Origin of the sequence: Coprococcus sp. RTP21281st1_F1_RTP21281_210402, from assembly GCF_040915325.1 — a bacterium.
Lineage (GTDB): Bacteria > Bacillota > Clostridia > Lachnospirales > Lachnospiraceae > Coprococcus > Coprococcus aceti.
The window spans coordinates 20,653-45,552 of the sequence record NZ_JBCPDQ010000011.1; the positions used below are offsets into that span (position 1 = coordinate 20,653).

Annotated in this window: 38 protein-coding genes; 5 read left to right on the forward strand and 33 right to left on the reverse strand. The window is 41.4% G+C overall.

Going from position 1 to position 24,900, the window contains the following annotated elements; translation table 11 throughout:
- Positions 1-3: 3 nt before the first annotated feature.
- The 33 genes from AB5150_RS13480 to AB5150_RS13640 all read right to left on the reverse strand — a co-directional run bounded on the left by AB5150_RS13480 (position 4) and on the right by AB5150_RS13640 (position 20,519).
- Complete coding sequence (locus tag AB5150_RS13480) at positions 4-666, reverse strand: DUF4355 domain-containing protein (protein ID WP_161171378.1); 663 nt, start codon at positions 664-666, stop codon at positions 4-6.
- Between the two features lie 146 nt (positions 667-812).
- Positions 813-1,034, reverse strand: coding sequence for a hypothetical protein (locus AB5150_RS13485; protein ID WP_368292040.1), 222 nt, complete (start codon positions 1,032-1,034; stop codon positions 813-815).
- A gap of 15 nt (positions 1,035-1,049) precedes the next feature.
- A complete protein-coding gene (locus tag AB5150_RS13490; protein ID WP_368292041.1) occupies positions 1,050-1,517 on the reverse strand; it encodes a DUF2829 domain-containing protein in 468 nt (155 codons plus the stop codon).
- 81 nt (positions 1,518-1,598) lie between these two features.
- Complete coding sequence (locus AB5150_RS13495) at positions 1,599-1,805, reverse strand: hypothetical protein (RefSeq protein ID WP_055222281.1); 207 nt, start codon at positions 1,803-1,805, stop codon at positions 1,599-1,601.
- Positions 1,802-3,418, reverse strand: coding sequence for a minor capsid protein (locus tag AB5150_RS13500; RefSeq protein ID WP_368292042.1), 1,617 nt, complete (start codon positions 3,416-3,418; stop codon positions 1,802-1,804). The genes AB5150_RS13495 and AB5150_RS13500 overlap by 4 nt, the downstream gene beginning before the upstream one ends.
- 7 nt (positions 3,419-3,425) lie before the next feature.
- Positions 3,426-4,928, reverse strand: a complete 1,503-nt coding sequence (locus tag AB5150_RS13505) for a phage portal protein (protein ID WP_349818614.1) — start codon at positions 4,926-4,928, stop codon at positions 3,426-3,428.
- 27 nt (positions 4,929-4,955) lie between these two features.
- Positions 4,956-6,209: a PBSX family phage terminase large subunit gene (locus AB5150_RS13510; protein ID WP_368292043.1), complete on the reverse strand. Its 1,254-nt coding sequence runs from the start codon at positions 6,207-6,209 to the stop codon at positions 4,956-4,958.
- A complete protein-coding gene (locus AB5150_RS13515) occupies positions 6,199-6,624 on the reverse strand; it encodes a hypothetical protein (protein ID WP_055222285.1) in 426 nt (141 codons plus the stop codon). Before AB5150_RS13515 ends, AB5150_RS13510 begins: the two co-directional genes overlap by 11 nt.
- A 155-nt stretch (positions 6,625-6,779) precedes the next feature.
- Positions 6,780-7,175: a hypothetical protein gene (locus tag AB5150_RS13520; protein ID WP_055222286.1), complete on the reverse strand. Its 396-nt coding sequence runs from the start codon at positions 7,173-7,175 to the stop codon at positions 6,780-6,782.
- Between the two features lie 21 nt (positions 7,176-7,196).
- Positions 7,197-7,814: a hypothetical protein gene (locus AB5150_RS13525; RefSeq protein ID WP_055222287.1), complete on the reverse strand. Its 618-nt coding sequence runs from the start codon at positions 7,812-7,814 to the stop codon at positions 7,197-7,199.
- A gap of 69 nt (positions 7,815-7,883) precedes the next feature.
- Complete coding sequence (locus AB5150_RS13530; protein WP_156327880.1) at positions 7,884-8,156, reverse strand: hypothetical protein; 273 nt, start codon at positions 8,154-8,156, stop codon at positions 7,884-7,886.
- 9 nt (positions 8,157-8,165) lie between these two features.
- Positions 8,166-9,194 (reverse strand): DUF4417 domain-containing protein, encoded by a 1,029-nt coding sequence (locus AB5150_RS13535; protein ID WP_368292044.1) that lies wholly within the window; start codon positions 9,192-9,194, stop codon positions 8,166-8,168.
- Positions 9,195-9,229: 35 nt separating this feature from the next.
- Complete coding sequence (locus AB5150_RS13540; protein WP_368292045.1) at positions 9,230-9,457, reverse strand: hypothetical protein; 228 nt, start codon at positions 9,455-9,457, stop codon at positions 9,230-9,232.
- A 183-nt stretch (positions 9,458-9,640) separates the two neighbouring features.
- Complete coding sequence (locus AB5150_RS13545; RefSeq protein WP_368292046.1) at positions 9,641-10,087, reverse strand: hypothetical protein; 447 nt, start codon at positions 10,085-10,087, stop codon at positions 9,641-9,643.
- 11 nt (positions 10,088-10,098) lie between these two features.
- Positions 10,099-10,485, reverse strand: a complete 387-nt coding sequence (locus AB5150_RS13550) for a hypothetical protein (RefSeq protein ID WP_055222291.1) — start codon at positions 10,483-10,485, stop codon at positions 10,099-10,101.
- A 2-nt stretch (positions 10,486-10,487) separates the two neighbouring features.
- The gene (locus AB5150_RS13555; protein WP_368292047.1) at positions 10,488-10,808 is read right to left on the reverse strand and encodes a hypothetical protein; all 321 of its coding nucleotides are present in this window, start codon (positions 10,806-10,808) and stop codon (positions 10,488-10,490) included.
- On the reverse strand, positions 10,808-11,614 hold the full coding sequence (locus AB5150_RS13560; RefSeq protein ID WP_368292048.1) for a hypothetical protein: 807 nt from the start codon (positions 11,612-11,614) through the stop codon (positions 10,808-10,810). Before AB5150_RS13560 ends, AB5150_RS13555 begins: the two co-directional genes overlap by 1 nt.
- Positions 11,615-11,645: 31 nt before the next feature.
- Positions 11,646-11,813 carry a hypothetical protein gene (locus tag AB5150_RS13565; RefSeq protein ID WP_368292049.1) on the reverse strand — a complete coding sequence of 56 codons (168 nt, stop codon included), beginning with the start codon at positions 11,811-11,813 and terminating at the stop codon, positions 11,646-11,648.
- On the reverse strand, positions 11,804-12,043 hold the full coding sequence (locus AB5150_RS13570) for a hypothetical protein (protein ID WP_368292051.1): 240 nt from the start codon (positions 12,041-12,043) through the stop codon (positions 11,804-11,806). The genes AB5150_RS13565 and AB5150_RS13570 overlap by 10 nt, the downstream gene beginning before the upstream one ends.
- Positions 12,044-12,118: 75 nt before the next feature.
- Positions 12,119-12,631: a hypothetical protein gene (locus AB5150_RS13575; protein ID WP_120000271.1), complete on the reverse strand. Its 513-nt coding sequence runs from the start codon at positions 12,629-12,631 to the stop codon at positions 12,119-12,121.
- Between the two features lie 191 nt (positions 12,632-12,822).
- The gene (locus AB5150_RS13580; RefSeq protein WP_368292052.1) at positions 12,823-14,082 is read right to left on the reverse strand and encodes a hypothetical protein; all 1,260 of its coding nucleotides are present in this window, start codon (positions 14,080-14,082) and stop codon (positions 12,823-12,825) included.
- A gap of 89 nt (positions 14,083-14,171) precedes the next feature.
- Entirely contained in the window at positions 14,172-14,831 is a 660-nt protein-coding gene (locus tag AB5150_RS13585) for a replicative helicase loader/inhibitor (RefSeq protein WP_368292053.1), read from the reverse strand.
- Positions 14,831-15,751 (reverse strand): DUF4373 domain-containing protein, encoded by a 921-nt coding sequence (locus AB5150_RS13590; protein ID WP_022217095.1) that lies wholly within the window; start codon positions 15,749-15,751, stop codon positions 14,831-14,833. Before AB5150_RS13590 ends, AB5150_RS13585 begins: the two co-directional genes overlap by 1 nt.
- A 7-nt stretch (positions 15,752-15,758) precedes the next feature.
- Entirely contained in the window at positions 15,759-16,157 is a 399-nt protein-coding gene (locus tag AB5150_RS13595; protein ID WP_368292054.1) for a DUF1064 domain-containing protein, read from the reverse strand.
- A gap of 105 nt (positions 16,158-16,262) precedes the next feature.
- Positions 16,263-17,315, reverse strand: coding sequence for a recombinase RecT (locus AB5150_RS13600; protein WP_368292055.1), 1,053 nt, complete (start codon positions 17,313-17,315; stop codon positions 16,263-16,265).
- The gene (locus AB5150_RS13605) at positions 17,302-17,550 is read right to left on the reverse strand and encodes a hypothetical protein (protein WP_368292057.1); all 249 of its coding nucleotides are present in this window, start codon (positions 17,548-17,550) and stop codon (positions 17,302-17,304) included. The genes AB5150_RS13600 and AB5150_RS13605 overlap by 14 nt, the downstream gene beginning before the upstream one ends.
- Before the next feature lie 12 nt (positions 17,551-17,562).
- Positions 17,563-17,883 (reverse strand): hypothetical protein, encoded by a 321-nt coding sequence (locus AB5150_RS13610; protein WP_349818632.1) that lies wholly within the window; start codon positions 17,881-17,883, stop codon positions 17,563-17,565.
- An 11-nt stretch (positions 17,884-17,894) separates the two neighbouring features.
- The gene (locus AB5150_RS13615) at positions 17,895-18,797 is read right to left on the reverse strand and encodes a DUF1351 domain-containing protein (RefSeq protein WP_368292058.1); all 903 of its coding nucleotides are present in this window, start codon (positions 18,795-18,797) and stop codon (positions 17,895-17,897) included.
- Positions 18,798-18,807: 10 nt separating this feature from the next.
- Positions 18,808-18,966 carry a hypothetical protein gene (locus tag AB5150_RS13620; RefSeq protein WP_368292059.1) on the reverse strand — a complete coding sequence of 53 codons (159 nt, stop codon included), beginning with the start codon at positions 18,964-18,966 and terminating at the stop codon, positions 18,808-18,810.
- A gap of 6 nt (positions 18,967-18,972) precedes the next feature.
- The gene (locus AB5150_RS13625; protein WP_368292060.1) at positions 18,973-19,620 is read right to left on the reverse strand and encodes a lambda-exonuclease family protein; all 648 of its coding nucleotides are present in this window, start codon (positions 19,618-19,620) and stop codon (positions 18,973-18,975) included.
- A gap of 3 nt (positions 19,621-19,623) precedes the next feature.
- Positions 19,624-19,851, reverse strand: a complete 228-nt coding sequence (locus AB5150_RS13630) for a hypothetical protein (protein WP_368292061.1) — start codon at positions 19,849-19,851, stop codon at positions 19,624-19,626.
- Between the two features lie 88 nt (positions 19,852-19,939).
- Positions 19,940-20,272, reverse strand: coding sequence for a hypothetical protein (locus tag AB5150_RS13635; RefSeq protein WP_022215959.1), 333 nt, complete (start codon positions 20,270-20,272; stop codon positions 19,940-19,942).
- Between the two features lie 19 nt (positions 20,273-20,291).
- Positions 20,292-20,519 carry a helix-turn-helix transcriptional regulator gene (locus tag AB5150_RS13640; RefSeq protein ID WP_368292063.1) on the reverse strand — a complete coding sequence of 76 codons (228 nt, stop codon included), beginning with the start codon at positions 20,517-20,519 and terminating at the stop codon, positions 20,292-20,294.
- Positions 20,520-20,664: 145 nt separating this feature from the next.
- Between AB5150_RS13640 and AB5150_RS13645 the strand changes: the two genes are divergently transcribed.
- The 5 genes from AB5150_RS13645 (at position 20,665) to AB5150_RS13665 (ending at position 24,773) form a co-directional block, all read left to right on the forward strand.
- Positions 20,665-21,039: a helix-turn-helix domain-containing protein gene (locus tag AB5150_RS13645; RefSeq protein WP_368292064.1), complete on the forward strand. Its 375-nt coding sequence runs from the start codon at positions 20,665-20,667 to the stop codon at positions 21,037-21,039.
- A 66-nt stretch (positions 21,040-21,105) separates the two neighbouring features.
- Positions 21,106-21,330, forward strand: a complete 225-nt coding sequence (locus AB5150_RS13650; RefSeq protein WP_368292066.1) for a hypothetical protein — start codon at positions 21,106-21,108, stop codon at positions 21,328-21,330.
- Between the two features lie 23 nt (positions 21,331-21,353).
- On the forward strand, positions 21,354-22,364 hold the full coding sequence (locus AB5150_RS13655) for a virulence RhuM family protein (RefSeq protein ID WP_055222310.1): 1,011 nt from the start codon (positions 21,354-21,356) through the stop codon (positions 22,362-22,364).
- Between the two features lie 208 nt (positions 22,365-22,572).
- Complete coding sequence (locus AB5150_RS13660) at positions 22,573-23,712, forward strand: tyrosine-type recombinase/integrase (RefSeq protein ID WP_368292067.1); 1,140 nt, start codon at positions 22,573-22,575, stop codon at positions 23,710-23,712.
- Between the two features lie 233 nt (positions 23,713-23,945).
- Positions 23,946-24,773, forward strand: coding sequence for a hypothetical protein (locus AB5150_RS13665; RefSeq protein WP_022215969.1), 828 nt, complete (start codon positions 23,946-23,948; stop codon positions 24,771-24,773).
- The last annotated feature ends 127 nt before the right edge of the window (positions 24,774-24,900 follow it).

Consider the following 24,900-nt stretch of genomic DNA (forward strand, 5'->3'; position numbering starts at 1 on the left):
TTCTTACTTGTTCTGCTTGAGCACATTCTGCACCTCATCCCAGTGTGCATTGATCTCCTCGGCACTCATAGACTTAATGCTATCCATGGTTATTGTCGTGCCCTGGGTCTTATCCCTTGGTGCTGTGCCTCTCATTTTGTCGCTTACAGAATCCGCAACGGCTGTTCTGAAAGATGCTTCAAACTTATCAATCTTATCCGCTGTCTCTTCTGCTGTGTCGCCTGTCAGAACATCAGCAAATGAAGCATCAAGCCCTCTCTTGATCAGCTCCTTGCCTGTCGCAAGTACAAGCTGCTGTCTCTCAAATGCTTTCTTCTCAGCGTCAAAGGCGGCCTTATCCTTATCAAACTGATATTTTGCTCTCTGCTCCGCTGTCATCTTCTCCAGCTTCTTAGCCTCGTCAAGGTTTTCAATAGCTTCCTTGTCCCACTTCTCCTTGGCTGTAGCAAGTGCCTGTGTGACTCTTGCGTCCGAAGCTGACTGAACAGCCTTTTTGAACTCTGGTCTTGCCAGAATCTCCTCGACTGTCATAGTCTTAAGCACATCTTCAAGTGATGCTGTGCTTGTTGCCTGGTTCTGCTGTGCTCCCTGTGTCTGTGTACCAGGCTGTGTTGTTGCCTCACCAATCTGTGCCTGTGTCTGTGTTGTCTGCTGTGTTTCATCCATAGCTTATACATTCCTTTCTTGTGCCTGTCAGTTCATGCCTGCCAGTAGTCTATTGATATGTCCCCAGCAAGTTCATGCCTTGCTGTTGAGGTTTTAATGTCTTTTCCTTGACAATAAAAAAGACCATGTTTTTATCATGGTCTGAATTAACGATTATTCTGTTTCTTCTGTCGCTCCAGTGCATATGTTGTAAGTGATCCGCAACACGCACAATATGTATCATCCTCAGCATATACCCTATGTCTGCACATCTGGGTTCTCATCTCTGAACACATATTTGGTGATTCCTCCAGTGCGATTCCGCACTTTGTACAATAGTTGTCAAGCTCATTGTATTTCCGCTTGCACCTCGGACATATTCTATTCATGTATTCACTGCTCCTTTACTCAATGATTACCCAATCTTCAGCAAGGCAATCATTTATACTCGGCACCCACATGGAGTGTGAACCATCAACACATCTGATCTGCAGATATGGGTTACACTTGAATAAGTCGCCCTCGCTGATTCCCCAGGCTTCTGCGGTCTGCTTGTTACATGGTATGCCATCAGGATATCCCTTCTGGAATACAACAAACATTCCCTTGCCATTCCAACCCTTTCTTGCAACTCTGAAGCCCTTCTTGAGCATTTCAAGAGCAATTCCAAATGTCATGTTGTCACATGGCCTGTATGCTTCGTTAAACTGCTTCTCCGGTGACCAGCTCTCATATCCATCTGAATATTTTACGAGATAGCCTTCATCTGCTGGATTTTCTTCCGCTGGAATCTGCCATCCTCTGTAATTGTTATAGTCGCCTCTTGTCATCGGCCTTGCCTCAATCTGCTTTGTTCCAATGTACTTCTGCATTCTTTCATCCTCCTATTTTTTGCATTAAAAAAACACCATACATCTCTGTACAGTGCTTGTAATCACATCTAGCATTCTTTTCTACTCTTCTCCTATATGCCTTTTTCCGGGCTTATATAGTTCTTCTATAACTCCATTGGCTATATCTCCGCCTACGTATCCTGGACCATACAGTTTGTCCAAATGTGCTCTAACCTCCGAATCTCTAGGCAATGACCTAAATTTTTCTCTCTGCTTATCATATTCCTCATATGATGTAATACTTAAAAACTCTTCTTTTAAAGTCATCTTAATGCCTCCTCTATCAATTTGATCTCGTACTCATTGAGCATTGTTTTGTCCTTTTGATACACTCTGAAAAGCTCTGAAATAGCCTCCCACATAAATTCTGTATTTAAATTACCATCTGGGGTGATAGCCTCAGTTACGCTATCAATATATAATCTACCTTGATATTCGCTTATAAACTTATCACCATGCAATATATAAATATTGAATTTTTCACCTGAATCATTTTCATATATTTCCGAAGTAATATCTGCATCGCTTAATCCCTCAGTTAAGTATTTCTTATACTTTTCCACAATTTTAGGATCCATCATGCGTTCTTCTATCAGGTGTCCAAATTCATGATCTATATCCTCTTTCTCAGCGCCTTTGGCAATGTTGATAATGCCTTTTTTTACATCACAACTACTGCCATTCTGCCCCATATTAAAGGTTACATCAGCCATTGCTTTCTGCACTTTATCTGGCAACTGTGAGTATGCGTCAACAACAGCTTTTTCATCTCGAATAATGTTTACATCCGACTTTGACGTTTTAAACATTATATCTCTTATATTATCACCATTTTTTGTATTATCAACATCTTTCTTCTCCAACACATACTTCCTGTACCACTGTGCATAACTCATTTCAAACGGCACATGAATATTCTTACCAGTCTTCGGATCTCTTGCGATTCTTTCCTTTGGCAGGTCCTCTCTATATCCCATTGTTGTAGATCTGCAATGAGGATGCATAGGCGGGAAGTTTACACCCTGTTCTGCCTTTGACACAAAGAAAACCTCTTTATCCAGCTTTCTGCAGATGGATGATGTCCGCAAGTCCAGTGTAGCAAGGTATATGTATCTTAACACCCCTGCCGCCTTGTACGACTTCAATGTTCCCTGGTTACAGCAGTTGTTTACCTCGGTGCGGATTACTCTGTTTATGTTGTACCTGCCGCCATCTATCTTTGCCTCCAGCGCAAGATCCATATCTCTGATACTCTGCCCGGTCATAAGTCCCTGCGTTATAACCTGCTCGAGGCTCTTTGCCAACTTATCTGTGTTCTTCCATATTCTTTTAGAATAGTTGGACCCTGCCCATTCAGTCTCTATGGCTGCCTGTACATCCCTGTCAGCCAGCTTTGTAAAATCAAAGCCAGTCTCAGTTCTGCGCTGCATATCATATATGCTTCGGTAGTAGCTCTCGCTATATGTATCTATGAGCCTGTTTTCAAGCCTTCTGTGTGCATCGGCACCAACCATATAAGCCTGTGAGTATACCAAATCTTTCAGAGCTTCCAGCCTTGATATTCTCGCCGCATAAGCCGGAGCATTGAGCCTTGCAAGTATAGCCTGCCTGGCTATCTCCTCCTGACACTGTGCAAGTGTGATCATAAGATTGCGGCGCATAGTCTCCGTCTGTTTTTCATTAAGAAGCCTCAAGGCGGCATCCTGGCTTATTCCTGAATCACGTGCATACTTACCAAATATCTCCTCTATCTGCTTCTCTACGATATCCACAGCGCCATCAAAGAGCTTGTTTACATGCATAATATCAACATCGGCTCTGTCCTGGGAGAGCTTCTCAAGATCTACAGCTCTCTTCTCCCAATAGTTGTTGTCGCTCATAGATCACCTACTCTTTCTCAGGATCCTTTTCTTCATCATCCTTGATAGGTGTCTCCATATCCTGTGCATGCTGACTGCCAAACGTGGCAAGGTACTGCTGCTGTTCCTCGGCTTTCTGCTTCTTCACATTCTCTATGACCTCATCAACATCTTTGATAAACCAGAGCTGTGAAAGAAGTGTCTTATCATCCACTATGCCCCTGAGCTGAGTTACCATATTGATGATTGTTGGCTTATCTATTGGCATTGCAACTGTGAATACAACATCAAGCTCTTTCTTGTCTATGAGAGACATTTCACCCTTGACATTAAGCCAGTGGTTGTACATCTCGAATCTCTTCTTGAGCCCTTTCTCAAGGCTCCTCATCTTGTTCTTCACAAGCATATTCATAACCATCAACTTGAGCATGAGGGCCTGTCCTGAGCTGTTTCCTGCAAAGTTCTCATCTGTCATATCAACTGTAAGGGTCATCTTGTGGATTTCTCGGATAATATCATTACAGAGCACTGAAACACTGTTTTCATCAAATGCTTTCTGTATGTACTCTATCTTTCCATCCAGTGGCAAGCCATCAATGAAGCGGTTCTTCTTCAGTTCTTTCTCGTCATCGTCATCTAATGTCATACCGAACATGGCAAGGATTGAATTGACGAACTTCTTCTTGTCTGTCACTCGGTCGCTGAAAAGCTCGTTGAGTGCATCCTGCATAGGAATGATCTGTTCAAAGTCACCCTGTCTCTCATCGTTGTTCTGGTACTCCACCACAGGAACCTCACCAAAGTAATGCTCCTGTTCGCTGCCCTCAACAAGGTAAAATTCAAAGTTATCAAGGTCACGACTCCTGTATTCTTTGGTGTTGTGATCATTGCATACAGTGATTGAATAATACTTTGATTCATTCAGATCTTCCTGTATCTCATAAATAATCGCAAATAACTTATTGTGCTCCACTGTATTGTCTCTGACCATGATACAGTTCATAGGGTTCACTACTGTACTTCGTGGCTCTGGATTTTCATCGCTGTTGGCATAAAGCTGTTCATAGGCTTCGCCATATATGCCTATAGCCTTACCTATCTTGGAATCTATCTCTGATATAGTCTCATTGTCGTATACGTCCTGTATGCGGCTTATATCAAGTTTCTGGGACAAGTCAGGATCATACAGCTTCACGCTTCCATTCTTGATAGATGCTTTCACACCACCTTCAAGCTCCTTGCGCTGTTTATCCGCTTTATCCGCTTTGTCGCTGTTGTACTTGACCGGTTCACCGAGATAATAGCCAAGGCCGACATCAACCACATATTTAGCATAGTTGACATTGAACCTTACAACATCATCATCGTCATCCACTTTGTGTGCAAGAATATCATGTCTACCCTCGTAGTAATCCTTACACTTAGCCCATCTGGCAAGCTGCCCTTTATGCTTCTGTATGAGGTATTTGAAAACCCTTGAATCTATGTTGTCTAAGTCCGGCACCATTGCCGGATCTATGTATATTGCCATCGTGCATATATCCTTTCTGCCATGTGTTTATAATCCCTTCGGTCTCTTCCTTGACTTAACACGGCTGTTTCTTCGTATATCCTCTATTGAGTACCTGAGAGCCGCCATGGCATCGTCAAAGAACGGCACAGGCTCATCGGTGTACTCGTTTGTCTTCTGGTCAAGCTGCCATTTCCACTGTCTGATCTCGTCATATGTGTTTGTGCAGCTATAATGTATATGTATCTTTGGTATCTGCTTCAAATAATCTATCTGTGCATGTACGCTTCCCGGCTCCTTTAGGACTCCTCTGGCTCTCTTATATCCGGCTTTCTGCCACATCTTGATTCTGTCCGGCTCTGCTGAATCACAGTACATATTTAGCTTTTTATCAAACTGCTTTTCAGCTGCCATCTGTATGATCTCGTTCGTGTCTTTCTCGTACACATAGAGTTCTTTGCAGATGTACAATTCACCATCCTTGAAAGCCACCTCAAGCAAAGCATTTGCATGGTTAAATCCAAAATCCTGTGCATTCACTACATAATCGAAGTTGCTGTGATCTGTGTTAAAATCCTCAACAACATAGTTTGTAAGGATAAGGCCACCAACTTCGCCCCACTCCCCAAGTCCATAGACCCTATATCCCTCAGGATCCACCTTCTTACGTCTCTCCATTCTTGCCCTGTATGCCGCATCAATAAATCTGTTGTTGACATAGTTGCTTGAATGTGTCAGTACATTCTCGTCCTCAATATCAAAGAAGTTTTTCTTTATCCAGTGGGTAGCTGATACAGGGTTAAATGTCATCTTGATCTGATAGAACTGCCCTGGTGGCAGCTTACCTCTGAGACGGTCGTCTATAATCTCAAAATCACTCTGCATAAGCTCCGTAGCCTCTTCTATCCATACATCCGTGAGCTTTCCACGCTTAAATGTGATAGATTTCAGCTTTTCACGCTGCTTATCATCATTTACCCCTCTGAATATGATCTGGTTACAATTTGCCTTGCATTCGATCATGAGCGGGTTCTGCTTGATGGTCCAGTATTTCTCATATTTATCACCGAACATACGAAAAATAGCACCCTGCAATTCTGCAAAAGTGCTATCTCTGTTTGTTATATCTGATTTTCTTACACATAATAAATTCCTGCCTGGATCCTGAAGGAGCCTGAGTATATAGTTTGTGGCTGTGTCAACACTTTTCCCGGATCCAGCCGAGCCTTTCATAACTATATATCTTCTCTTGCTCCTGTTCACTTCCTTAAATGCAGGATTAAGCTCAACTTTAATGTTCATCGTCTGCCATATCCTCCACTTCTGAATTATCCAGAGGTGTTTCATCACCATACGACACATTTATATTCAATGTCATATCTTCGCCCTCGGTATTCAGATTGATAATATCCTCCGGTCTCTGCCCCACTGTATCCCTGATGAACTCAGCACTGGCAATTGAACCTTTGAGGGCTTTCTGAACTTGGGCTATGAGTATAGCGTCCTGGACTGTGATATTCTTGCCCTTTATATCTGCTATGTTCTTTATCTTGTCGATATTGACCACAGCGCCTTTATGCAGGCTCATGGACAGGATAGTCTCAAAGGTATCTTTCATCTGCTTCTTTGCAGCTCTTGTCTTACCTGATTTGACGCCGCCTTTCTTGCCTGCTTCCTGAAGCTCTTCTTTTGTCATGTCCTTAAAGCTCTTTCCCATCCGTTTCACCTGCCTTTCATATAATCTAAAAAAGTACAAAAAATGGAGCCTTGCTGTTATAGCAAAAGCTCCAAATATAGTAATAGTCAACCGGAATTGAACCGATGCCTCGTCAGTGGCTACTGCCATACATCAACACGTTCTGCCAGCCTAAACTATCTTCTATTACTATTATTATCATACCATGCTCTATTTACCATTTCAACCAACGCTTTTTCCTTGCTGGTCAATCGTGCTGCCCCCTTATCTGAATCATTCTCACTATGAAAATAACCATGATGTGTATGTGGCTTTAATCCCTTATGTGGATGATCTAAATGTATTGTTTTGGTGCGTTTTCCATCACTGTCAAAATAGGTGATATCTGTGGGGCCATCTTTTCCAACAATCGCATACACTCTTCCTTTTGTCATTGTCTCCATTAGTGGTTCTGATTGCCTATTGGTCTTTTTTATAAACTTCACATTTCCAACTGTGAGTAATGATTTGTATTGAGAACCATACTTTTTACCTTTACCACTTATTCCGCTACTCGCACCACGTCCGCCCATTATTTTACCTTTCTTATCTATTTACACCTTATTCTTCGCTGGCTTATATGAATATTCATATCCATACTTCTTTGCGTTTCTGCTGAGCCACTTACTGAGATCCGCATCATAGTTGTCACTACTTACCTTGACGCTATGAATGGCTTTGTTGAACTCCGTAGCCTTAAAATGTGGTTTCTTTTTAATCGTATACGTTCCCGCTCTTCTTTTGCTGTATAGCTTAGGATCTATACCTCTAGGCGGCAATGCGTTTCTGCTACTTGCTGTTACCGCCTTTTGTCCACTACCTGCCCATGTCTCAAGGTCTGCCCCACTAAAATTGCCCCATCCATTCGCTGGATGATTGTGTATAAAGTGCTTACCTTCGCTTTCAAATGCATCATAACTCACACTACCTCTGGAACCCTTATAATAATGTGTCACATATCCATTATCATCCACTTGGACTCCCCATTCTCGACCACTCTTGGTGTGCTTATCATTAAAATTCTTGATAACCCTGTCTATACTTCCTGTATTCTTTGAACCATTCATCCAGGCAGGAAACAACTTCTCAGATGGTTTGCCTCTTCCGTTCGAAAATGATAGCCCTCTATCTCCTTGCTTTGTCCTGAATGCGTTTGCTCCTCTGCCACCCAATTGCTTTACCTCCACGAAAAAAGGACACTTCACAATGAAGTGTCCTAACATACTATAACTATGTAATATCTATTCTTCCTCTATCGGGAACCACAAACTGCTGTCGTCATTCACGCACATACATAAAGGATTGTTAAATGCATCCTCCTCAGATTCCCAAAACTCTTTAAGTTTTTTATCTCCAAGCATTCCATTCTCATAGAGGTCATCTATATTCTTGAATGTTATCTCCTCATCCGTATCATAATTAACGATTGATGCCGGACTATAATATATAAAATAATCTCCAATCCTGAATGCCTGAGCTTTCTTCATATGGTGTAAAAATGTGTCCTTAAGCATATCTCCCACCTAACCTCTCTTAAATGCTTTATTGTCATAATATTTCACCTGAATACTGTCAGGGAATTTATAACCTATATCACCGCCATATACAAGCACTCTCTTTGGCCTGATGCGCTTGAGTGCTTCTGTCATTCCATTATACCACATCTGCTTATTTTCGTCATCCAGCTTGACTCCAATAGTTGACACTGAAACAGTTCCACCCTGCTGTATACCGTCAAAACAGAATGTATATGTTTCTTTCTCAGCCCATGAAAGAGTTGGTATAACAGTGATACCAACGTCCTGCATCATCTGACCGATGAGGCGGCTTCTGTACACGTTCCATATCTTCATAGGCATTGGCATGTCCATGTACAGGCTGAAGTCTGGAGTAAATACACAGTCAAACTCTCTCAGCTTGTCCATGTACTGTTGCGGGCTGTTCCAGATACGTTCAAACTGGTAGTCGTCAATATAAAAATGCACTCCACATTTACGCTTCTTGGTGGATAGAACATAATTGAATGATATCAGCTCATCTGGCTCTGCGTTCTGCGCCTCGATAATCGGCATCTGGTAAAATCCCTCTGCCCTTGCTCCGTCAAAATCATCAAGGTTATATTCCTCGTATGTTCGCTCTCGTTCATCGCCGTAGTATCCGTCATCCTCATCATCCTCAAGCAGATCTGGAACATCAAAACCAAAGTCTGCCATGTCAAAATCCTCTATGGCTGTAAGCTCCTGGTTGAGTAAATCCAAGTCAAAACCACTGTTCATAGTCAGTTTGTTGTGTGCCAGGATGTATGCTTTCTTCTGCTGCTCTGTGAGCTCTGTAAGCCTTATACAAGGCAGTTCGGTATATCCAAGCTCCTTGGCTGCCAAGAGCCTACCATGTCCCTCTATCAGGACGTTGCCCTCGTCTATTGCAAGCGGATCATTGAAGCCAAACTCACTGATAGACTGCTTTATCTGCTCAACCTGTTCCTGTGGATGCTTCTTTGCATTCTTGGCATATGGTATTAACTTATCAATATCAACATACTCTATCTGCATATCTGCCTCTTCCTAGCTTCGATATAGGTTCGAAGCTATACTTTCTTACTCACTCTCTTCGGGATCACAATCTTGTACAGCGGTTTACATACATTCTTTACCTCTCCACCCCAATTTATAGTTGGCTGAAATTTGTATATCTTAGTGCACTTAACTATCACCTTTATCATAGCTATCGGTAAAGCCAATCTACCAAGTATCGGATGTATATATTCAAAACTATATTCAGGTCTCACAACCTCGAATCTTTTAATCTTACTCATATCTCACACCTCAAACAAAATAGCCCAGTGGGGAGAGATCAGCGTTCACTTTTCACAAGGGGAGTTTTACAACCACTGGGCACAAGAAAAGGGACACAACCGAAATGGCAAACAGTCATGTCCCTTATGAATCAATATTTCACGGTCTATATTACACTAAAACCATGTGTTGTGTCTGTGCTTTTAATGTGTTTTGAATGTGTCAGATTTTAAATAATCATTCCATATCATTTGAAATTCTTGCAGAGCCCACCCATGAGCATGTCTCACCCAATCGTAAGAGTATCCCATTTCGTCTGCGATTGCTTTCAATGACTTATAGTTTATATATCTTTGATATAATATCTCTGTATGTTTTGTGTTATACAACTGACACATCTGGTGAACTGCTTTATTTCGGAAATCTTCAAATGTTTTTCTACATTCGTTCATCTCAGTTTCAAGATCAACATACTTTCCAACTGTACGGCTCATAGTATCTGCCACGGCACTGGTTTGTACTCTTTCCTTTGAATAGTCAAATCCACCCGGATTCATCGCTATCGCTTTCATTTTGAAGTATTCATTGCTTAATCTGTCCATGTGATCTTCAAGCATTTTAACCTGGCTTAAATACTCTTTTGCTTTCACCGCCTCACCTCCTACTTGTTCTCCCGGATGGTGAAATCCAAGCCTGTTTCTTCCTTTAGTGTCTGTATCAGATCATCCCAGATAATTTCTTCATCACACAGCGCATCAGTCTTTAAATTAAATCTTTCGCAGAATCTCTCAAGCCTCTTCTGTCCAAAATCAAATTCATCTCGAAGTACCATGCAACTCATTATCAAAATACAATCTATTGTATTCAGTTTGATTTTATACACAGCTTCGTCAAGCTGCTTCTGGTTGACCTCAAGCGGAACAAACATGGCTCCTCTGACCTTGAGTTCTTTCTCTGCCGCTTCCATGCCCTGTGTCTTGATGACATTCATCAGCCATGCAGCCCCCGCCATTCTTGCTTCGTGTAGCTTTCTATCTGATTTTGCCATCCTTACACCTCCACTTCATCATCTGCCGGAAACCGGAACACCTTCGGTGGTGTGAAACAGAATGCCTGTTGATAGCCACTACCCTGTAGGATTCCTGGACCGCCGCTACAAGATATGTAACTTCCATACACCTTCGTCATATCTTCCAGTACCTTTTCTGCCTTTTCCATAGAACTATATTCAGCCATAATTGTGGATTTTTCTGAATTGTTATCACAACTGTATATTATTCTTGTTCCTTCACTCTTATAATGCATAGTGATAGTTCCATTTTCATACTCAACATCTACATATCCCCAGCCTTTCTGACTAATTAACCTCATTACTCATCAACCTCCCTTAACAACTTTCCATTTATGTCGTAATCGTATCCAAAAACCTCAGAGTCCCTGTTTAAATAATCACAAAATGCCTGACACTCTTCCTTCGTTGTGAAGAATACTTTTTTTCTCAATTCTTTTTCCTCTATTTCTTTGAAATCCTTGTTGTGATCTATTATCGTCTTTGCATATTCAGTACGGATATCTTCTACAAAATATTCTTCTCCCTTATCTCCTTTTGCCTTATACCATGCCATGAACTCTCCGTTTCTCTCGCTTAATTCATACAGCACATTCTCCTCTGGATAATACACCTCCTTGTTTACTCTGCAGCTGCACTCATCATCTACAGTTCTTCCGGATGGTAATGTCACCTGGATTCTTCTGGTTTCGTTGCACTTATCGCATTTCTTTTTATACCGATAGCCCCAGCTTACCGCCCAAAGAGTAACCTTGAAATGTTCCATTAACTCTTTCAGTCTGGCCTGCTTGGCTCTGCTTTCCGCATCCCGCATTACTCTGTCGCACTCGTCTTTCTTTTTTTTAAAGTCTTTTTTTATTGACTCGAAGTTTTTCTTAATGTCCTGCAGCTCCTTATTTTCTTTGCGAAGTTTCTCGATTCCATCGTTAATTTCTTTTTTTACCGATTCTCTAAGCTCGTTCTTTAACTCTTCGATTTTCTCGTCAAACTCTCCTGGTTCAAAAAAATTTTCTTCATTCCAATAACACATCCTACTCCTCAACCTTCCTTTCCGCCTCCAGCCATCTGCGGGTACACTCACAACAATGCCCTGTGCATTTATTGCCATCAAACCCTATCTCATTCGGACACATGATTATCTACGCAAGATCCGCATCACTGAGCGACCGGATGTAGTCGCCGTTGGTCATCGGCTCATAGTTATCCACAGCGTTCTTAGTACAGTGTGCGCATGGTTCCTGTGTCTCATATCTATCTTTGTATTTGCAAGTTTTGCAATTATCTATTCTCTCTGGTGTTATTTCCATCGTATCTCTCCATTCCTAATCATCTCTCTAATGTTTATGTTGCTTAAACTCTCCTTGTAGCCCTGTTCACTCTTCATAAGTACGTGGTGTTCATATATCTTGATAATCGTCCAGCACTTCCAAACCCTTATAGGAACATTCTCCTCTTTTCCGTTCTTCGTGAGTATCCTCACCACCCGCCCAGGTCGGCAGATGGTGTTAAATGCTGCATCTATCTCAAATTCTGTCATGTGTCTCTTCCTTATCCATATTTTTGCACAAAAAAATACCAACCATTAAATAGTGATGGTTGGTATTTTTATCATTTATTTTATTTCTGTAGATTTTCCAAATTCAAATTCACCCTTCTTTATGCTATCATTCTTTTTATAATAAATTTGTTCATATAATTTACTAGAATTGTTATGTTCATTACTGCAATATATAGATAACTTTAAATTTGTATGTTCATCCTCAGTCCACAAATTTTCTAAAGCCTTAGGTAAAATAAATCTAACCGCATATGTAGCATTAGTATCTTTCTTATCATAAGGCGCAATTATTTGTATCTTTTTGTACGGAATATCTAAATTGATAGCATTTAGTATATTTCCTCCATTACCATTATATACCGTTATTAACTGCGCTTGTATAAAAACATTAGTAACATAAAATTTTGATAAGTTAACTATTTTTACCCTATATTCATCTTTATCATTTTTTGCTATTTTGTCTGATATAATTATTTTAGGACTTTTGTTCCAATAATAAAAGTTCATAAAAACAGATGATATAACACCTGAAATTACACCTGATACAATGCTCATAAAAAATGCCATATAGCTCCCCCCTAGTTATATAAAATTTATTAATATTGTATCATTCCAACCATCATTATTCAATTATCAATGTACTACTATTCCGCTCATATATTTAATAAACTGATTATCTCCATGGTGTTTGTGCTTGTTTTCCATGATTTGATGTATTCCACAGTCTCCGGCGAAGTTATCAACGATAAGCTCTCCGTTTATAATGGCAGCACCTCCGGATAATCATATATGCTCATCTGTACCGCCGGTACATCTTCCCACGGCACTCCAATATAGTCCAGGACTCTTCCCCAGCCGAATTTTTCTCCAGTCTCAGGATCCGTGCAACACCTGTACATGTAGAACTCCCATTCCTTTGGATTACGCTCTCTTAGTCTGTCAAACCTGTGTGGCCGTTCTTCCATGTGGATTCCAAAGCCACACATGCTGCAACCTGTACGCTGCGCTCCTGTCGTTCTGAGATTGCCATGTCCATCATCCTGTATTTGTCCATATATAGCCGGTATGATTGTCTCAACCGGTTCATAGGGTATTGTGTTGCCAGCCTTATCCTTGCTGTATGGCTGCTCATAATAAAGTTTTGCAAACACATCTGAATGTGCGTGATACCAAGTGTCCATCTCCTGAGCAAGTCTCAATATGTCATTTCTGAGGTATGGTGCAAATGGCGCTGATCTCATTACTGTCTTGCCATAGTAATTGCATCCATGGTCTATGAGAGCTTCTTCTCTCTGTCCACCCTCAGATGCCATCATGCCAAGGAACGGATAGCTTGAATGAGCCTTAGCCCAGTCATCGCATGGCTTCTCTTTCAGCCAATAGCAACAATCATTTGACACCTTGAAATTTGGCTTGTAATACATAACACCTTCATTCTCGTTCTCATATCCTCCGAACAGGTTAAGCCACTTCTGTGGCAACTTCATGCGGCTGTTCTTCTGGAAGTGTCCAAGCTCTCCACATTCGCCTGTGATTATTGCATGTCGAACTGTCTTATTGTTTTCAGTCGGATTCTGAAGCAGCGCTATCTTTCCCGCTATTCTCTTGCTGATAACCGGGAACCCAACTTCATTGAGTACCTCAACTTTTGTCTTGAGCGGGTTCAGGATTGTCACTCCAAGAGCTTTATGTACCCGCTGTATACTCTTATCTTCCAGAGATGAAACCGAGACCGCTGGAACATTGATCCCTATCGACTTCAGGAATACGTGTAATGTAATACTGTCAAGACCGCCAACACTCACATGAGCCGTGTTGCCTCGTATCCGCATCTGCTCCATGAACTCTTCAGCTCTAAGTCTGGATCGCCGCACCTTAACTTCATACGGCTGGTTCTGGAGCATTATCATTTTCTCCCTGGCTTCTTTCTTGCGCTTCTTGTATTCCTCTAAGCCCTTGTCCGGGCTGTCAAGTTCGCCGTCCTCTCCGAAAATTCTTGTTATTAAGTCTTCGTTCATTCACTTCTCAGGAACCCGCTATAGCATTACCCCGGCCGGAGGTTCGGCTCCTTTCGTGTGTTATTTGTTTAGATCATCGGCAAGGGTCCTCACCGTTTCCTCATTTCCTCTATTTTTTCCCTAATCCTATCTGGTATCGGAACACCCTCTGACTTATCTTCCAGTACCTTAATTCTGCTTTCATTTCCTGCAGGCAAGGAACTTATCGCATGTTTCCTTAAATTGTCTATTTCAGTAGAACTGCCCTGAGCGATATTCTGAATGAGCTGCCTTACTTCGGTTGGCATTTTGGAGATTTCCTGTGCCCTTGCGACCTCTGTCCGATAGCAACGCTGAAATTGTGACATTACAACCTGCTCATTGTAATCTTCATCTAACGCCCAGACCCGAAGTTGGCTCGGAAGTCCAACTGCTTTCTGAACCACCGGAGGCAACTTTGCATATTCTTCCGCCGAATTGTATGCACTGTTTCGTATTGCTCTGCTGACCAATGCCCATGCCTCCATTTCGTTCAGCTCCTGTGGTTTGGTGATTGAGTGAATTTTATCAATCAGTTGTCCGGGAGCTGGTGCGAACCCGCTTGTATTTGTTTGCATATAGACCTTAAATGCCATGGCAATTTCATCTTTGCTGTATTCCTCTAATGCCATAGTCCACGCATTGACCGCTGCTGTTCTGCTTGGAGGGTTGTAATTTGGATATGTAGCCTGCACCATAGCAAGTAAATCTTGCACATCTTCTCTTGTCATCAACTACTCCTCCATTCATTTAAAATGTCCCGCTCACCATTTCTTGAAAATGGCTGCTGATTGTTATTTTTGCTGATCTTATCCCATAAGATCCCCTTGTAGCTGTTTCCCATTGACAGGTCGATTACATCTACCACCGCCGCATCTCCATTTTTCTGTGCCTCTTTGGATATTTTGGTTAGTAACGACTTCATGCCCTGTTCAACATAATCCTCTTTTCTGGCAACCTTATACTCAATCCATTCTCTGACTTTCTCCAAAAGAAAATCCGACATGGAATAATTCAGTATGAGCCTATCCAAAATCTGAATACTATCCTCTTTGGTCTTACGTACTCTTTTCGTTTTGGGCTCATCATTTGCCACCTGCAAGGGGGCTATAAGGGGTGTATTGTCTAATCTTGTTTCCTCTAATTTCCTTTCCTCTTCTCTACTTTCCTTTCCTTTACTCTGTGTATTCCTTCCACCATTTATTGAATTTCTTCCGTCAAAAATTGAATTTATTACCACTTTTTTATTATTTTCGGGTACAGCAATTAAAAGGTACTCTTTTTTCAGTTCAATCTTTTCTCGCTTGGACGTAGCATTCAAATATCTTTTTTGCACCCCTTCAGATGTTAAGATATTGAAATCATTAAAAAGTTGTTCTGAAAAAATGTCCCTTCTGATACAAGCTGCCACTATATCTGCTATTAAATTTTTATTGTCACTCGGTAAACCGTTCTCCGACATAAAGAGCAACAACGAGTCTGTAGTCCATTCACAGTAGTAACCAAATCCTCCATAGATTTTCTGATAGAGTTTGACAAGTACCGCAAAGCCTTTCAGTCCAAATTCAGCTTGTATCAATCTGACCTTTTCTTCCATGTGGCAATCCAATTCAAAGTAATCAAGTCCTGCTTTGGTTGGTCTGCCTGCCATTTATCATCTATACCTCCTTGATTCTGATTCCATATATGTGGAGCATCAACTTGCGCTTTATAATGTATTTCTTTGTTCTCATGCCCTTCGCATCTTCAACAACCATGCAGTTGTTTTCTAAGTCCCAATAAACAAAATCAGCCACATATGAGCACTTACGCTCCAGGAGCTTTCCCGGTTTGAATCTGCCCTTGTTGGGTCCTTTTTCATATATCTCATTCGTGTGTTCTCTCTGAGCTGGTATCAGTTCAAATTCTCGTTGAAGCTGCAAGCCTGTTATCTTGCTCGCTTTCTCAAGGATCTTTAACTCTGTGTATCTGTGTGCTTCTCTTTCGCTGTCAAATGTGATGCCGTCTATTACAGCTTTCCTGTTGCCGTACTTGGCTCTTGACCTGTTCCAAGCCATCAATGCTCCTTTCCCCCTGCCGCCCTCAAATAAGAGCAACAGGGATATATGCTAAGACATTACGTTACTGTGCTTGTGATGTATTAAATGTAATGTCAATGTAACCTACTTGAAACTTCCAAACAGTGCCGCCTCGGCAGCGTTCATCTCTGGCTGTGGATTTTCTGCCGGTGCTGGCTGTGGATCCTGAACACTGTTCTGTGTATTCTGAGCATTATTCTGAGTATCCTGTGGCTCTGCCTGTGGAGCCTGTGCTTCTGGTTCATTCATCTCTGTTGCTGTGGCTTCCACATACTCATCATTGTCATTCTCAACGTATGTAGGGTGTCCCTCAGCGTCCAAGGTTGCCATGTCACCCTCAAATGCTTTCTGGAGATCTATGCTCATTACTCCCCACTTACTGATTAGCTGACGGAGCATTGTCTTGTAAGCCATTCCATCAAAATTCTTGTACCAGAATGATGAATACATCCATGAATCTCTCGGATCATAATTGCCAGTCTCATAGTCAGCATATGATACTCTCTGCTTCTCTCCGTACTTTGTCTTGACCTTTCCAGCGTCCTTGTAGAATGCCGGTGCATACTTGTCCGCATGAGCAAGCATCTGAGCCTTACTCCAATACATTGTCTTTCTGAATCCGTTCACAAGCTCAAACATTGCATAGTAGCCGATGGTCTCAGCCTCTTCACGCTTGTCCCAGTCATCAACCATGAGATTGACCTTGATATCCTCGTTGAGTGGGTCGAAGTATTCCAACTCCCCTTCCTTGATTGCGACAACATTCAGTCTCTTATACTGACCGGAACGGATCGCAAGCTGGATATATCCCTTATATCCCATCTGGAACTGAGCTTCCTTGACACCAGTCTTTGTATTGTTGAATGGAACCATATAATAGTGTCCGAGCTGTGGAGATGGTGAAAGCTGTAAGCTCTCACCAAGAAGTGCAGCTGAAAGAATCGACTGATTCGTACACTCCTGAAGTGTAGGGTTGGTGTTGTATGCTGATACAATAGCAGATATGAACCTCTGTCCATTCTTACCACCAACTACCTTGTTGATCTGATTCTTGATTGCATCTTTTGTAAGATACTCTGTAATTCCCAGATTCTGCTGTGCTTTACTTTTTGCTACCAAACTGTTATTTACTGCCATTATTTTCTACCTCCGCTATTATACTCATTAACTCTGTCCCCAGGTCTAACATATCAATACTGCTACTATTTAACTTTGCGATCTCTACAGTCTTGTCTATAATCTGCTTTGCCGCATCTGTTCCAAAGTTTTCTTCCACGATGGCTCGTACGCCTCTTATAGCTGCCATCATTTCGACGATCAGCATGATTGTTGACCCATCCAAGTGCACCGAACCTTTATTTAATACGATCATCTTGTATACCTCCTAATGCATAATCATATCTTCTAACATCTTGTGCAGTACCTCTTTCAGAGCCTGTGGCATTTCCCTTATGTTGTCCTTGTTTATATTGGCTTTTGGCAATATCTTAAATAAAACATCATCTATGAGGTCACTCATAATCTCGTTAATGTCTCCCTCAGCTTTGGACGCTTCCATGGCTCTGCTTATCATTTCTTCTGTAGCAACCTCTCCATATCTTTTAGCAAGCGACTCTCTTAAACTCTTCATTGCAAGTGCTAATTCTGATATAAGCACAGGTGTTGTTCCTCTCATTGATACTGATCCCATTTCTGACTTAATCATCTTGTTACCTCCTACTTAATCGCTCTAAATGTTATATTTCTGCTCTGGAAGAACTCTCTCAAGGCTGCTGCATCATCCGTTGTAAGTTCTACCTCAAACTTGACTACCATTTTCTGTGGTTCCGGCTGTGACTCCTGTACTGGTGTCGGCTGTACATCCTCTGGTGGTGTCATAGCCTTTGCCATTGCGGCTCTCTGCTCCTCGGCAACCTTTTCCTGTGCCTTGCGCTCTTCCTCAGCCTTTCGTCTTGCCTCTTCTGCTGCTTTTCGTGACTCTTCCTCAGCCTTTCTCCTTGCCTCAGCTTCTGCCTTTGCCTTGGCAATCTCTGACATCCTCTTAGCCTCTGAGATGGCCTTGTTGATGTCTAATGTCTCCTTGAATACCTCTGTAGCCTCAAATCCAAACTCCGGGAGCTGGCTGAGTGTAAGCACTCCGTTGCCGATCTCATACATCTTTGACCTCATCTGATCTTCGATACTCTTCATTGATACCGAAGCATTCAACCACTTAGGATCCTGTATCTTCTCAAGCGTTACGAAGTTCTGGAAGCCGATAGTCGCAAACAACTCTTCAATGGCTTTCTGCTTCTCGATCTTGCGTTTCTCGTCAAATGCCTTGACCTGTTCATCTATCACCGCTATAGGCTTGTCTATAATGCCTATAATCTCGTTGATCTGAGCCTTAAACACATTAAACGGCTGCATGTATTCTTTCTCTCTTCTGATGCGCTCATCATTGAGGGCTCTCTTCAGCTTGTTCAGATTGGCCTTGTCTGCCTTTGCGTCCTTGATCTGGTCATCTGTGTAGACAAGCGTCTCATAAAATGAGACCTTAGATGTAAGCTCAGCCTTGAGCTCCTCATAGTTAAAATCAATCTTCTCTGGTATCGCTACCTCATTAACTCTTAATTCCATTTTTAACCTCCTAATTCAGCACCAGCTCCATCTGGTGACTCTCCTTGTTCTCTCGCACCATTGCCATAATGCGTGCTGTCTGTCGCTGTCTCTCTTCCTCGCAGTCACAGTGTTCGCCCGGGTCCAGGCAAGCACCGCACTGTGGACATTCGTTGTAATACATTGCCATTTCCTTTCATATCTCCGGGAGTATCAGCGGCGGCTCTTTCTTCACCTGTACGCTCTCCCAGAACTCTCTCTCAGCATCAATAAGATACTGGATGTCATCCTCTACCTCCGACCGCTCTATCGGATAGTGTTTGGTCTGCAAATATACCTCTCCATCAATTTCAAACTTGAGCTGTGCCTTGAGTACCGCATATTCAAACTCTGTCACCATCAAGTAATGAAGCACCTGTATGTAATAGTTATCTGGCACTCTGTTATCCCATTTTTTCTTCTGACTTGACTGCAGGATCTCTGTGGTCTTGATCTCAAGCACACCATTGCGTCCATCCCGGTCCATAAGCCATCCGTCAAGGCTTGCATGCGCCCATGGGTACTTATCATTCGTGAACATGTTGTTTTCCACATATCCAACTTGATACTGTGGATAATCCAACTTGAATAACTCCCTCAGATGCTTTTCTGCCTCTGTTCCATACTTGACATAAGGCTTATCTGATATGTCCTCCGGCTCTATGCCGTATGCTTTCTCTTTAAACAGTTCCACGTTTGTCTTGTATGGGCTCATCCCAAAGATGGCCGAGGCATCAGAACCGCCTATCTTGGTTCTTGCCCTAAGCCACTCTTCATGACTTCCGAGCACTTTCATCTCAACCATGTTCTATTCCTCTCTGGCATCTTCAATGCTGTTCATAAGTTCAAGCACGCCATAAAGTCCCAGCTCCGTGAACACGGTTCCAAGCAAGTACGCCACCAATCCTACCGCCGGCAGTGCAAGCAGCACTTCTGCGTTGAATAAGATGTTGTAGGCCAACAGCAAAAATAAAATAGTCATTATTACAAGGCTCACCATCTTGACAGCCTTTGTATCCATGTTCTTCCTCTTCATTGCTTTTCTTCCCCTTTTCTGCTATGATTTTATTGAGTATTTTTCTATGCACCGGCGGAACTGCTATTCCAAAGGTGCTTTTTTACTGTCAGGGATCTAATTCATCCCAGTTTATGACGGCTTCTTTTGCTACCTTATTTATGTCGAACGGCGGCACTCGTCTGCCAGCGTCAAGCTGTTTCTTGTACTTCAGATAATCCACCAAGGCAAGCACATTGACCCTTGTTACTCCGGCACCATCCAGTATGGTGTATGGTCCATATCTGCCAGACTGGACATATCTGTCAAGATCTGCTATACGTCTGGTTGCTGTAGATAATGACATCTCAAATATCTTCATCATTTTCGCCTTGCTTATGTACGGCAACCGGCCAATCTCCCTGACACCTATTACCTGTATGTCTTTGACCGCTCTGCTCATTGCTCTCATCTCCTTTCTCTTATCCGTTTAGTCCACATTTTGCAAACTCATATGGTAAAAAAATATTTTCCTCTGGGAATCCACAAATGCTTGCAAAGAGACACAAATCTGCTTTAGACATCTTAGTATTGTAGCTTTCCCAACTGCCTATAGTAGCTCTTGATACTCCCATTTTATCAGCCAATTCCTGCTGTGAAAGCTCTGCATTTACTCTAACGGCAGCTAATTTAATTTTAATTGGCAGCAAAAACTATCATCTCCTTTCATTGAGCATACTTGAATAATACTCCGCATTTTGCAAACTGTCAATACATTTTGCAAACTTTTTTTACTTTTTGCATTGCTATATTCCACAAAATGAGTATAATCAATATTAAAGGAGTGTGAAAGAGATGGGAACTAACCAATTCGCAAAATTATTAAAATATTATCTTAATCTTAATGGTAAAACTCAGTCCGATATGGTGAATGCATTGGGTTATGACAAATCTACTGTATCCGGCTGGTGCTCTGGAGCAAGAGTGCCTAAACTCGATACGATTATAGATATAGCAAATTATTTACATGTTGAACCTGGGGATCTGATTGTTGAAGGTGATTCAAAACCATCTTACTATTTTGATGAAGAAACTGCTCAGAAAGCACAAGAGATATTCGAGAACAAGCAGCTCTCTCTTCTCTTCGATGCCGCAAGGGACGCAGAGCCAGAGGACTTGGAGACAGTTCACACAATGCTCATGGCTCTCAAGAATAAAGAGAAACGATAATGCACATAAAACATCCCACTGATTTTGTTATTGTTTTTCTGATTACATTTGAAAGGGATGATTTCTTTGGAATATATAAACGTACAGATGATGGATTTAAAATCTACCAAGATTAAAGAAACCGTGACCAGTAACGAAGATGGCTCTTACACTATCTTCCTCAATTCACGATTCACTCAGGAACAGCTAAATGACGCTTATATCCACGCTATCGGACACATAGACAGGGACGACTTCAACAAAGGCTCTGCCGATGTTATTGAGGCTTATGCGCATGGATTGCAAAAATAATTAACAAATGAAGGGATATACTTATGCAAGAATTTCAATTTCTCTTATATAAAACAGAACAAGAGGATGTATCTGTTAATGCTTTGATAAAGGACGATACCATATGGCTCACACAAAAAGGTATGGCTGAGTTATTTGGTGTCCAGATTCCAGCCATCAATAAGCATTTGTCTCACATATTTGCCGATGGCGAATTAAACAAGGAAGTGGTTATTTCCAAAATGGAAACAACCACTCCACATGGAGCATTAGACGGCAAAACCCAATCAAAAGAGACTATGTTTTACAATCTGGATGCCATAATATCGGTAGGATATAGAATCAACTCCATACGAGCTACACACTTTAGAATATGGGCAACCAACATTTTAAAAGAATATATAACAAAGGGCTTTGTATTGGATGATGAACGTCTTAAACAGGGCAAAACCGCATTTGGCAAAGATTACTTTAGAGAACTTCTTGAAAGAGTTCGTTCGATCAGAGCCAGCGAACGCAGAATATGGCAACAGATTACAGATATATTCGCAGAGTGCAGTATAGATTATGATAAAAATTCACAGATCACTCATGACTTTTACGCAATGGTACAAAATAAATTTCATTATGCAATCACTGGACAAACTGCTGCTGAAAAAGTATATACCTCTGCCGATCACACAAAAGAGCACATGGGACTTGTTACATGGAAAAACGCCCCAGATGGCAGAGTTTTAAAATCCGATGTCTCTATAGCAAAGAACTATCTTGACGAAAAGCAAATTCGTCAGCTTGAACGTACTGTTACCGGATATTTTGATTATATTGAAGACCTTATAGAACGTGAGAACACATTTACCATGGAAGAGTTTGCCAATAGTGTAAATGAGTTTCTTACATTCAGAAGATATAATATTCTGCCTGACAAGGGATATATATCCTCAAAGGCTGCAAAAGCTAAAGCAGAGAAAGAATATTCGTTGTTCAACAAAAACCAAAAAATAGAGTCAGACTTTGATAAAGCTGTTAAGAAGATGATTGATAAAAATAAATAAAAGTCCAGAGCGTTGTCACTTCCCTCATAGCGGGAGGACGTTGCTAAGGACTTGTTATTAAATCCCCCAGGTGCTGGAACACCTGAGGGAAGTTACCCACAAACCAAAGGCTTATGAATAACGCTCTGATCAAGCTACATTATATCATAAGCCTTCTCATTTTAGTAGGCTTATTTTTTATGCCTATTTTTAGATAGGAGTTGATATTATGTGGTCAGAAATACAAAAAAATGGAACCGTAAAGTATTGTGAGAGGTACACAGATCCACTCACAGAGAAGGTGAAGAAGGTCACTGTGACGATGCCTAAGGCATCACCTCAGAACAGAAACAAGGCGGCAAGGATCCTTGCCGGGAAGATTGAGAAAGCCGAGACTTCCTCTCCCGTCCGATCTGATACAACGCTAGGGGAGCTGGCTGATGCTTATATAGCATCATTACGGCAGTGCAAGAGGAAAGAAAGTACAATTGTAACTGAGAAATCATATATATATCGTTGTGTAAGCACAATCGGTAATGATGTACTCGTTGACAAACTTTCTCCCCGCTATATATATGATCAACTTCTTGCTACCGGTAAAAAAATCAGCACAATAAACGGATATATAAAATATCTGAAATTCACTCTAAAATGGGGGGTGAAAAACGACTATCACTCAAATCATGATATACTATTAAAACTCGACTATATCAGTGAAGAGAGCTCCGACGAAATACCAGAGGTATATGACATCAGCAATGAATATCTGGAACATGATGAGATAACAAAATTACTTAATTACTTTATAGACAATAACCACTGGCAGGACTACTATATATCCTATTTTCTGATTCTTACAGGCATGAGGATTGGGGAGCTTGTGGCACTTGAAGATTCAGATGTGGATATTACATCTAAAACTATTCGTGTTACTAAGACTTACTACCCTGCAACCAAATACGCAACGTCAGCCAAAACAAGTGATTCAATCAGAAATCTTCATATACAACCTGAGCTTCTCTTACTTATAAAAAAACTCAGACTTTGGCGAAAAGAAACAATGTTTGAAAATGGAATTAAAAGCACACTTTTTATGCCGCACTTGAAGACAGGCGGCTATTTATCCTATGGAACCTATAACCTACACTTGAAGACAGCCGCCTCTGAAGTTCTTGGCAGAGAGATAACTCCGCACAAGTTGCGCCACACACACGCTTCCATTCTGGCAGAAACTATGTCAGCAGAACAGATATCACGTCGTCTAGGCCACCATGACGACAAAATAACAAAAGCTATTTACATTCATATCACTAAAAAAATGAAGCAAAAAGACAATGCGGCTGTCGACACAATATCAATTATCAACTAAAAAAAATGACCACTCAGTTTTCACACTGAATGGTCATCTTTTATTTTTTTGCCCCTAAATTGCCCCTAAAGGCTCTCTCGCAATTGTCGTACACAGCATAAACCCTTGATTCTTCTAGGTATTCATACATTATAAAATTATACATATTGTACAATTTTGTATCCATAAATATCCTACCACTTATCGCGTTAAAGTGCTACATTTTTATCCATACAAAAACAAAGGAGATCATTATGACAGACTTAAACAATGCCGAAACACAAACCGATGCCCCCTGTTCCGCCATCAATTATTGTAACCTCAACGGATACGAACTCACCGCAGAAGAGAAGATAATCTTTCTTAGTTCCTATGTATCCCGCATTGACAACGAGACAGTGTATCAGCCCGCAACCAGGGAATTTGTCCAGAATTTCAATGTAGATGCAGCCATCAGCATAATAAACAATTATGCCACAGCAGACTCATTTTTCAGAAGAATGACAGGTTCATTTCCGTATATCAAAAACTCGCAGCGTTTTTCATCCCCGGATATATATTTTCTTCTATTGGAGTTAAAACTGTACATCAACGAGAGACGGCGCGTAATAGCAAAAAATAATTCAGCGGACACGCTCTCTATCATTGAACAATACAAAAACCGTTACTCGTTCAACCAGTCAGCCACCCAGAAAATGGAAGCCCTGCACAGCATAAAAGGTTTCGCACATCCATCTTTCTTTGTGCCGGAAACCGTACTGTACATAAACGAAAACTCTATCCTGTACGTACACTCAGCTTTGCGCTATATCGATATGCTTCTCGAATACATGCAGCGGAATGACAATTCTATAGATTATGAAATTTATTCTTTTTTTCAGAACTTCAAATCCATGTTATTCAACAACGAGCACGACACAACGCCAACATATATAATCGAACAGTCAAGAGATTATATCTATAGCATTCTCGGAAATAGCAAAAGAAAATCTAAGATGACTGACATATGCAAATACGCAGCCTTCGTGGAAAGTCTCACAGAACTCGGTAACGCCATAAGCGCATCCAATATGAAACTCTAAATCCCCCTGTTTTTCAGAACATAAAAACAGCCCGTCGCTTATGCGACAGGCTGTTAAGAAGGGGGGAGTGGAGGATTCCTATGTTTTGGGGTTTGGGGTTATGGGGTTACATTACATCGTATAAAGG

Excerpts from the sequence above, each read along its gene's own strand:
- AB5150_RS13480 (WP_161171378.1), bottom strand. The coding sequence starts at position 666 with ATGGATGAAACACAGCAGACAACACAGACACAGGCACAGATTGGTGAG.
- AB5150_RS13485 (WP_368292040.1), bottom strand. The coding sequence starts at position 1,034 with ATGAATAGAATATGTCCGAGGTGCAAGCGGAAATACAATGAGCTTGAC.
- AB5150_RS13490 (WP_368292041.1), bottom strand. The coding sequence starts at position 1,517 with ATGCAGAAGTACATTGGAACAAAGCAGATTGAGGCAAGGCCGATGACA.
- AB5150_RS13495 (WP_055222281.1), bottom strand. The coding sequence starts at position 1,805 with ATGACTTTAAAAGAAGAGTTTTTAAGTATTACATCATATGAGGAATAT.
- AB5150_RS13500 (WP_368292042.1), bottom strand. The coding sequence starts at position 3,418 with ATGAGCGACAACAACTATTGGGAGAAGAGAGCTGTAGATCTTGAGAAG.
- AB5150_RS13505 (WP_349818614.1), bottom strand. The coding sequence starts at position 4,928 with ATGGCAATATACATAGATCCGGCAATGGTGCCGGACTTAGACAACATA.
- AB5150_RS13510 (WP_368292043.1), bottom strand. The coding sequence starts at position 6,209 with ATGAACATTAAAGTTGAGCTTAATCCTGCATTTAAGGAAGTGAACAGG.
- AB5150_RS13515 (WP_055222285.1), bottom strand. The coding sequence starts at position 6,624 with ATGGGAAAGAGCTTTAAGGACATGACAAAAGAAGAGCTTCAGGAAGCA.
- AB5150_RS13520 (WP_055222286.1), bottom strand. The coding sequence starts at position 7,175 with ATGGGCGGACGTGGTGCGAGTAGCGGAATAAGTGGTAAAGGTAAAAAG.
- AB5150_RS13530 (WP_156327880.1), bottom strand. The coding sequence starts at position 8,156 with ATGCTTAAGGACACATTTTTACACCATATGAAGAAAGCTCAGGCATTC.
- AB5150_RS13535 (WP_368292044.1), bottom strand. The coding sequence starts at position 9,194 with ATGCAGATAGAGTATGTTGATATTGATAAGTTAATACCATATGCCAAG.
- AB5150_RS13540 (WP_368292045.1), bottom strand. The coding sequence starts at position 9,457 with ATGAGTAAGATTAAAAGATTCGAGGTTGTGAGACCTGAATATAGTTTT.
- AB5150_RS13550 (WP_055222291.1), bottom strand. The coding sequence starts at position 10,485 with ATGGCAAAATCAGATAGAAAGCTACACGAAGCAAGAATGGCGGGGGCT.
- AB5150_RS13555 (WP_368292047.1), bottom strand. The coding sequence starts at position 10,808 with ATGAGGTTAATTAGTCAGAAAGGCTGGGGATATGTAGATGTTGAGTAT.
- AB5150_RS13560 (WP_368292048.1), bottom strand. The coding sequence starts at position 11,614 with ATGGCAATAAATGCACAGGGCATTGTTGTGAGTGTACCCGCAGATGGC.
- AB5150_RS13565 (WP_368292049.1), bottom strand. The coding sequence starts at position 11,813 with ATGGAAATAACACCAGAGAGAATAGATAATTGCAAAACTTGCAAATAC.
- AB5150_RS13570 (WP_368292051.1), bottom strand. The coding sequence starts at position 12,043 with ATGACAGAATTTGAGATAGATGCAGCATTTAACACCATCTGCCGACCT.
- AB5150_RS13575 (WP_120000271.1), bottom strand. The coding sequence starts at position 12,631 with ATGGCATTTTTTATGAGCATTGTATCAGGTGTAATTTCAGGTGTTATA.
- AB5150_RS13580 (WP_368292052.1), bottom strand. The coding sequence starts at position 14,082 with ATGAACGAAGACTTAATAACAAGAATTTTCGGAGAGGACGGCGAACTT.
- AB5150_RS13585 (WP_368292053.1), bottom strand. The coding sequence starts at position 14,831 with ATGACAAGAGAAGATGTGCAAGATTTACTTGCTATGGTGCAGGCTACA.
- AB5150_RS13590 (WP_022217095.1), bottom strand. The coding sequence starts at position 15,751 with ATGGCAGGCAGACCAACCAAAGCAGGACTTGATTACTTTGAATTGGAT.
- AB5150_RS13595 (WP_368292054.1), bottom strand. The coding sequence starts at position 16,157 with ATGGCTTGGAACAGGTCAAGAGCCAAGTACGGCAACAGGAAAGCTGTA.
- AB5150_RS13600 (WP_368292055.1), bottom strand. The coding sequence starts at position 17,315 with ATGGCAGTAAATAACAGTTTGGTAGCAAAAAGTAAAGCACAGCAGAAT.
- AB5150_RS13605 (WP_368292057.1), bottom strand. The coding sequence starts at position 17,550 with ATGATCGTATTAAATAAAGGTTCGGTGCACTTGGATGGGTCAACAATC.
- AB5150_RS13610 (WP_349818632.1), bottom strand. The coding sequence starts at position 17,883 with ATGATTAAGTCAGAAATGGGATCAGTATCAATGAGAGGAACAACACCT.
- AB5150_RS13615 (WP_368292058.1), bottom strand. The coding sequence starts at position 18,797 with ATGGAATTAAGAGTTAATGAGGTAGCGATACCAGAGAAGATTGATTTT.
- AB5150_RS13620 (WP_368292059.1), bottom strand. The coding sequence starts at position 18,966 with ATGGCAATGTATTACAACGAATGTCCACAGTGCGGTGCTTGCCTGGAC.
- AB5150_RS13625 (WP_368292060.1), bottom strand. The coding sequence starts at position 19,620 with ATGGTTGAGATGAAAGTGCTCGGAAGTCATGAAGAGTGGCTTAGGGCA.
- AB5150_RS13630 (WP_368292061.1), bottom strand. The coding sequence starts at position 19,851 with ATGAAGAGGAAGAACATGGATACAAAGGCTGTCAAGATGGTGAGCCTT.
- AB5150_RS13635 (WP_022215959.1), bottom strand. The coding sequence starts at position 20,272 with ATGAGCAGAGCGGTCAAAGACATACAGGTAATAGGTGTCAGGGAGATT.
- AB5150_RS13645 (WP_368292064.1), top strand. The coding sequence starts at position 20,665 with ATGGGAACTAACCAATTCGCAAAATTATTAAAATATTATCTTAATCTT.
- AB5150_RS13655 (WP_055222310.1), top strand. The coding sequence starts at position 21,354 with ATGCAAGAATTTCAATTTCTCTTATATAAAACAGAACAAGAGGATGTA.
- AB5150_RS13660 (WP_368292067.1), top strand. The coding sequence starts at position 22,573 with ATGTGGTCAGAAATACAAAAAAATGGAACCGTAAAGTATTGTGAGAGG.
- AB5150_RS13665 (WP_022215969.1), top strand. The coding sequence starts at position 23,946 with ATGACAGACTTAAACAATGCCGAAACACAAACCGATGCCCCCTGTTCC.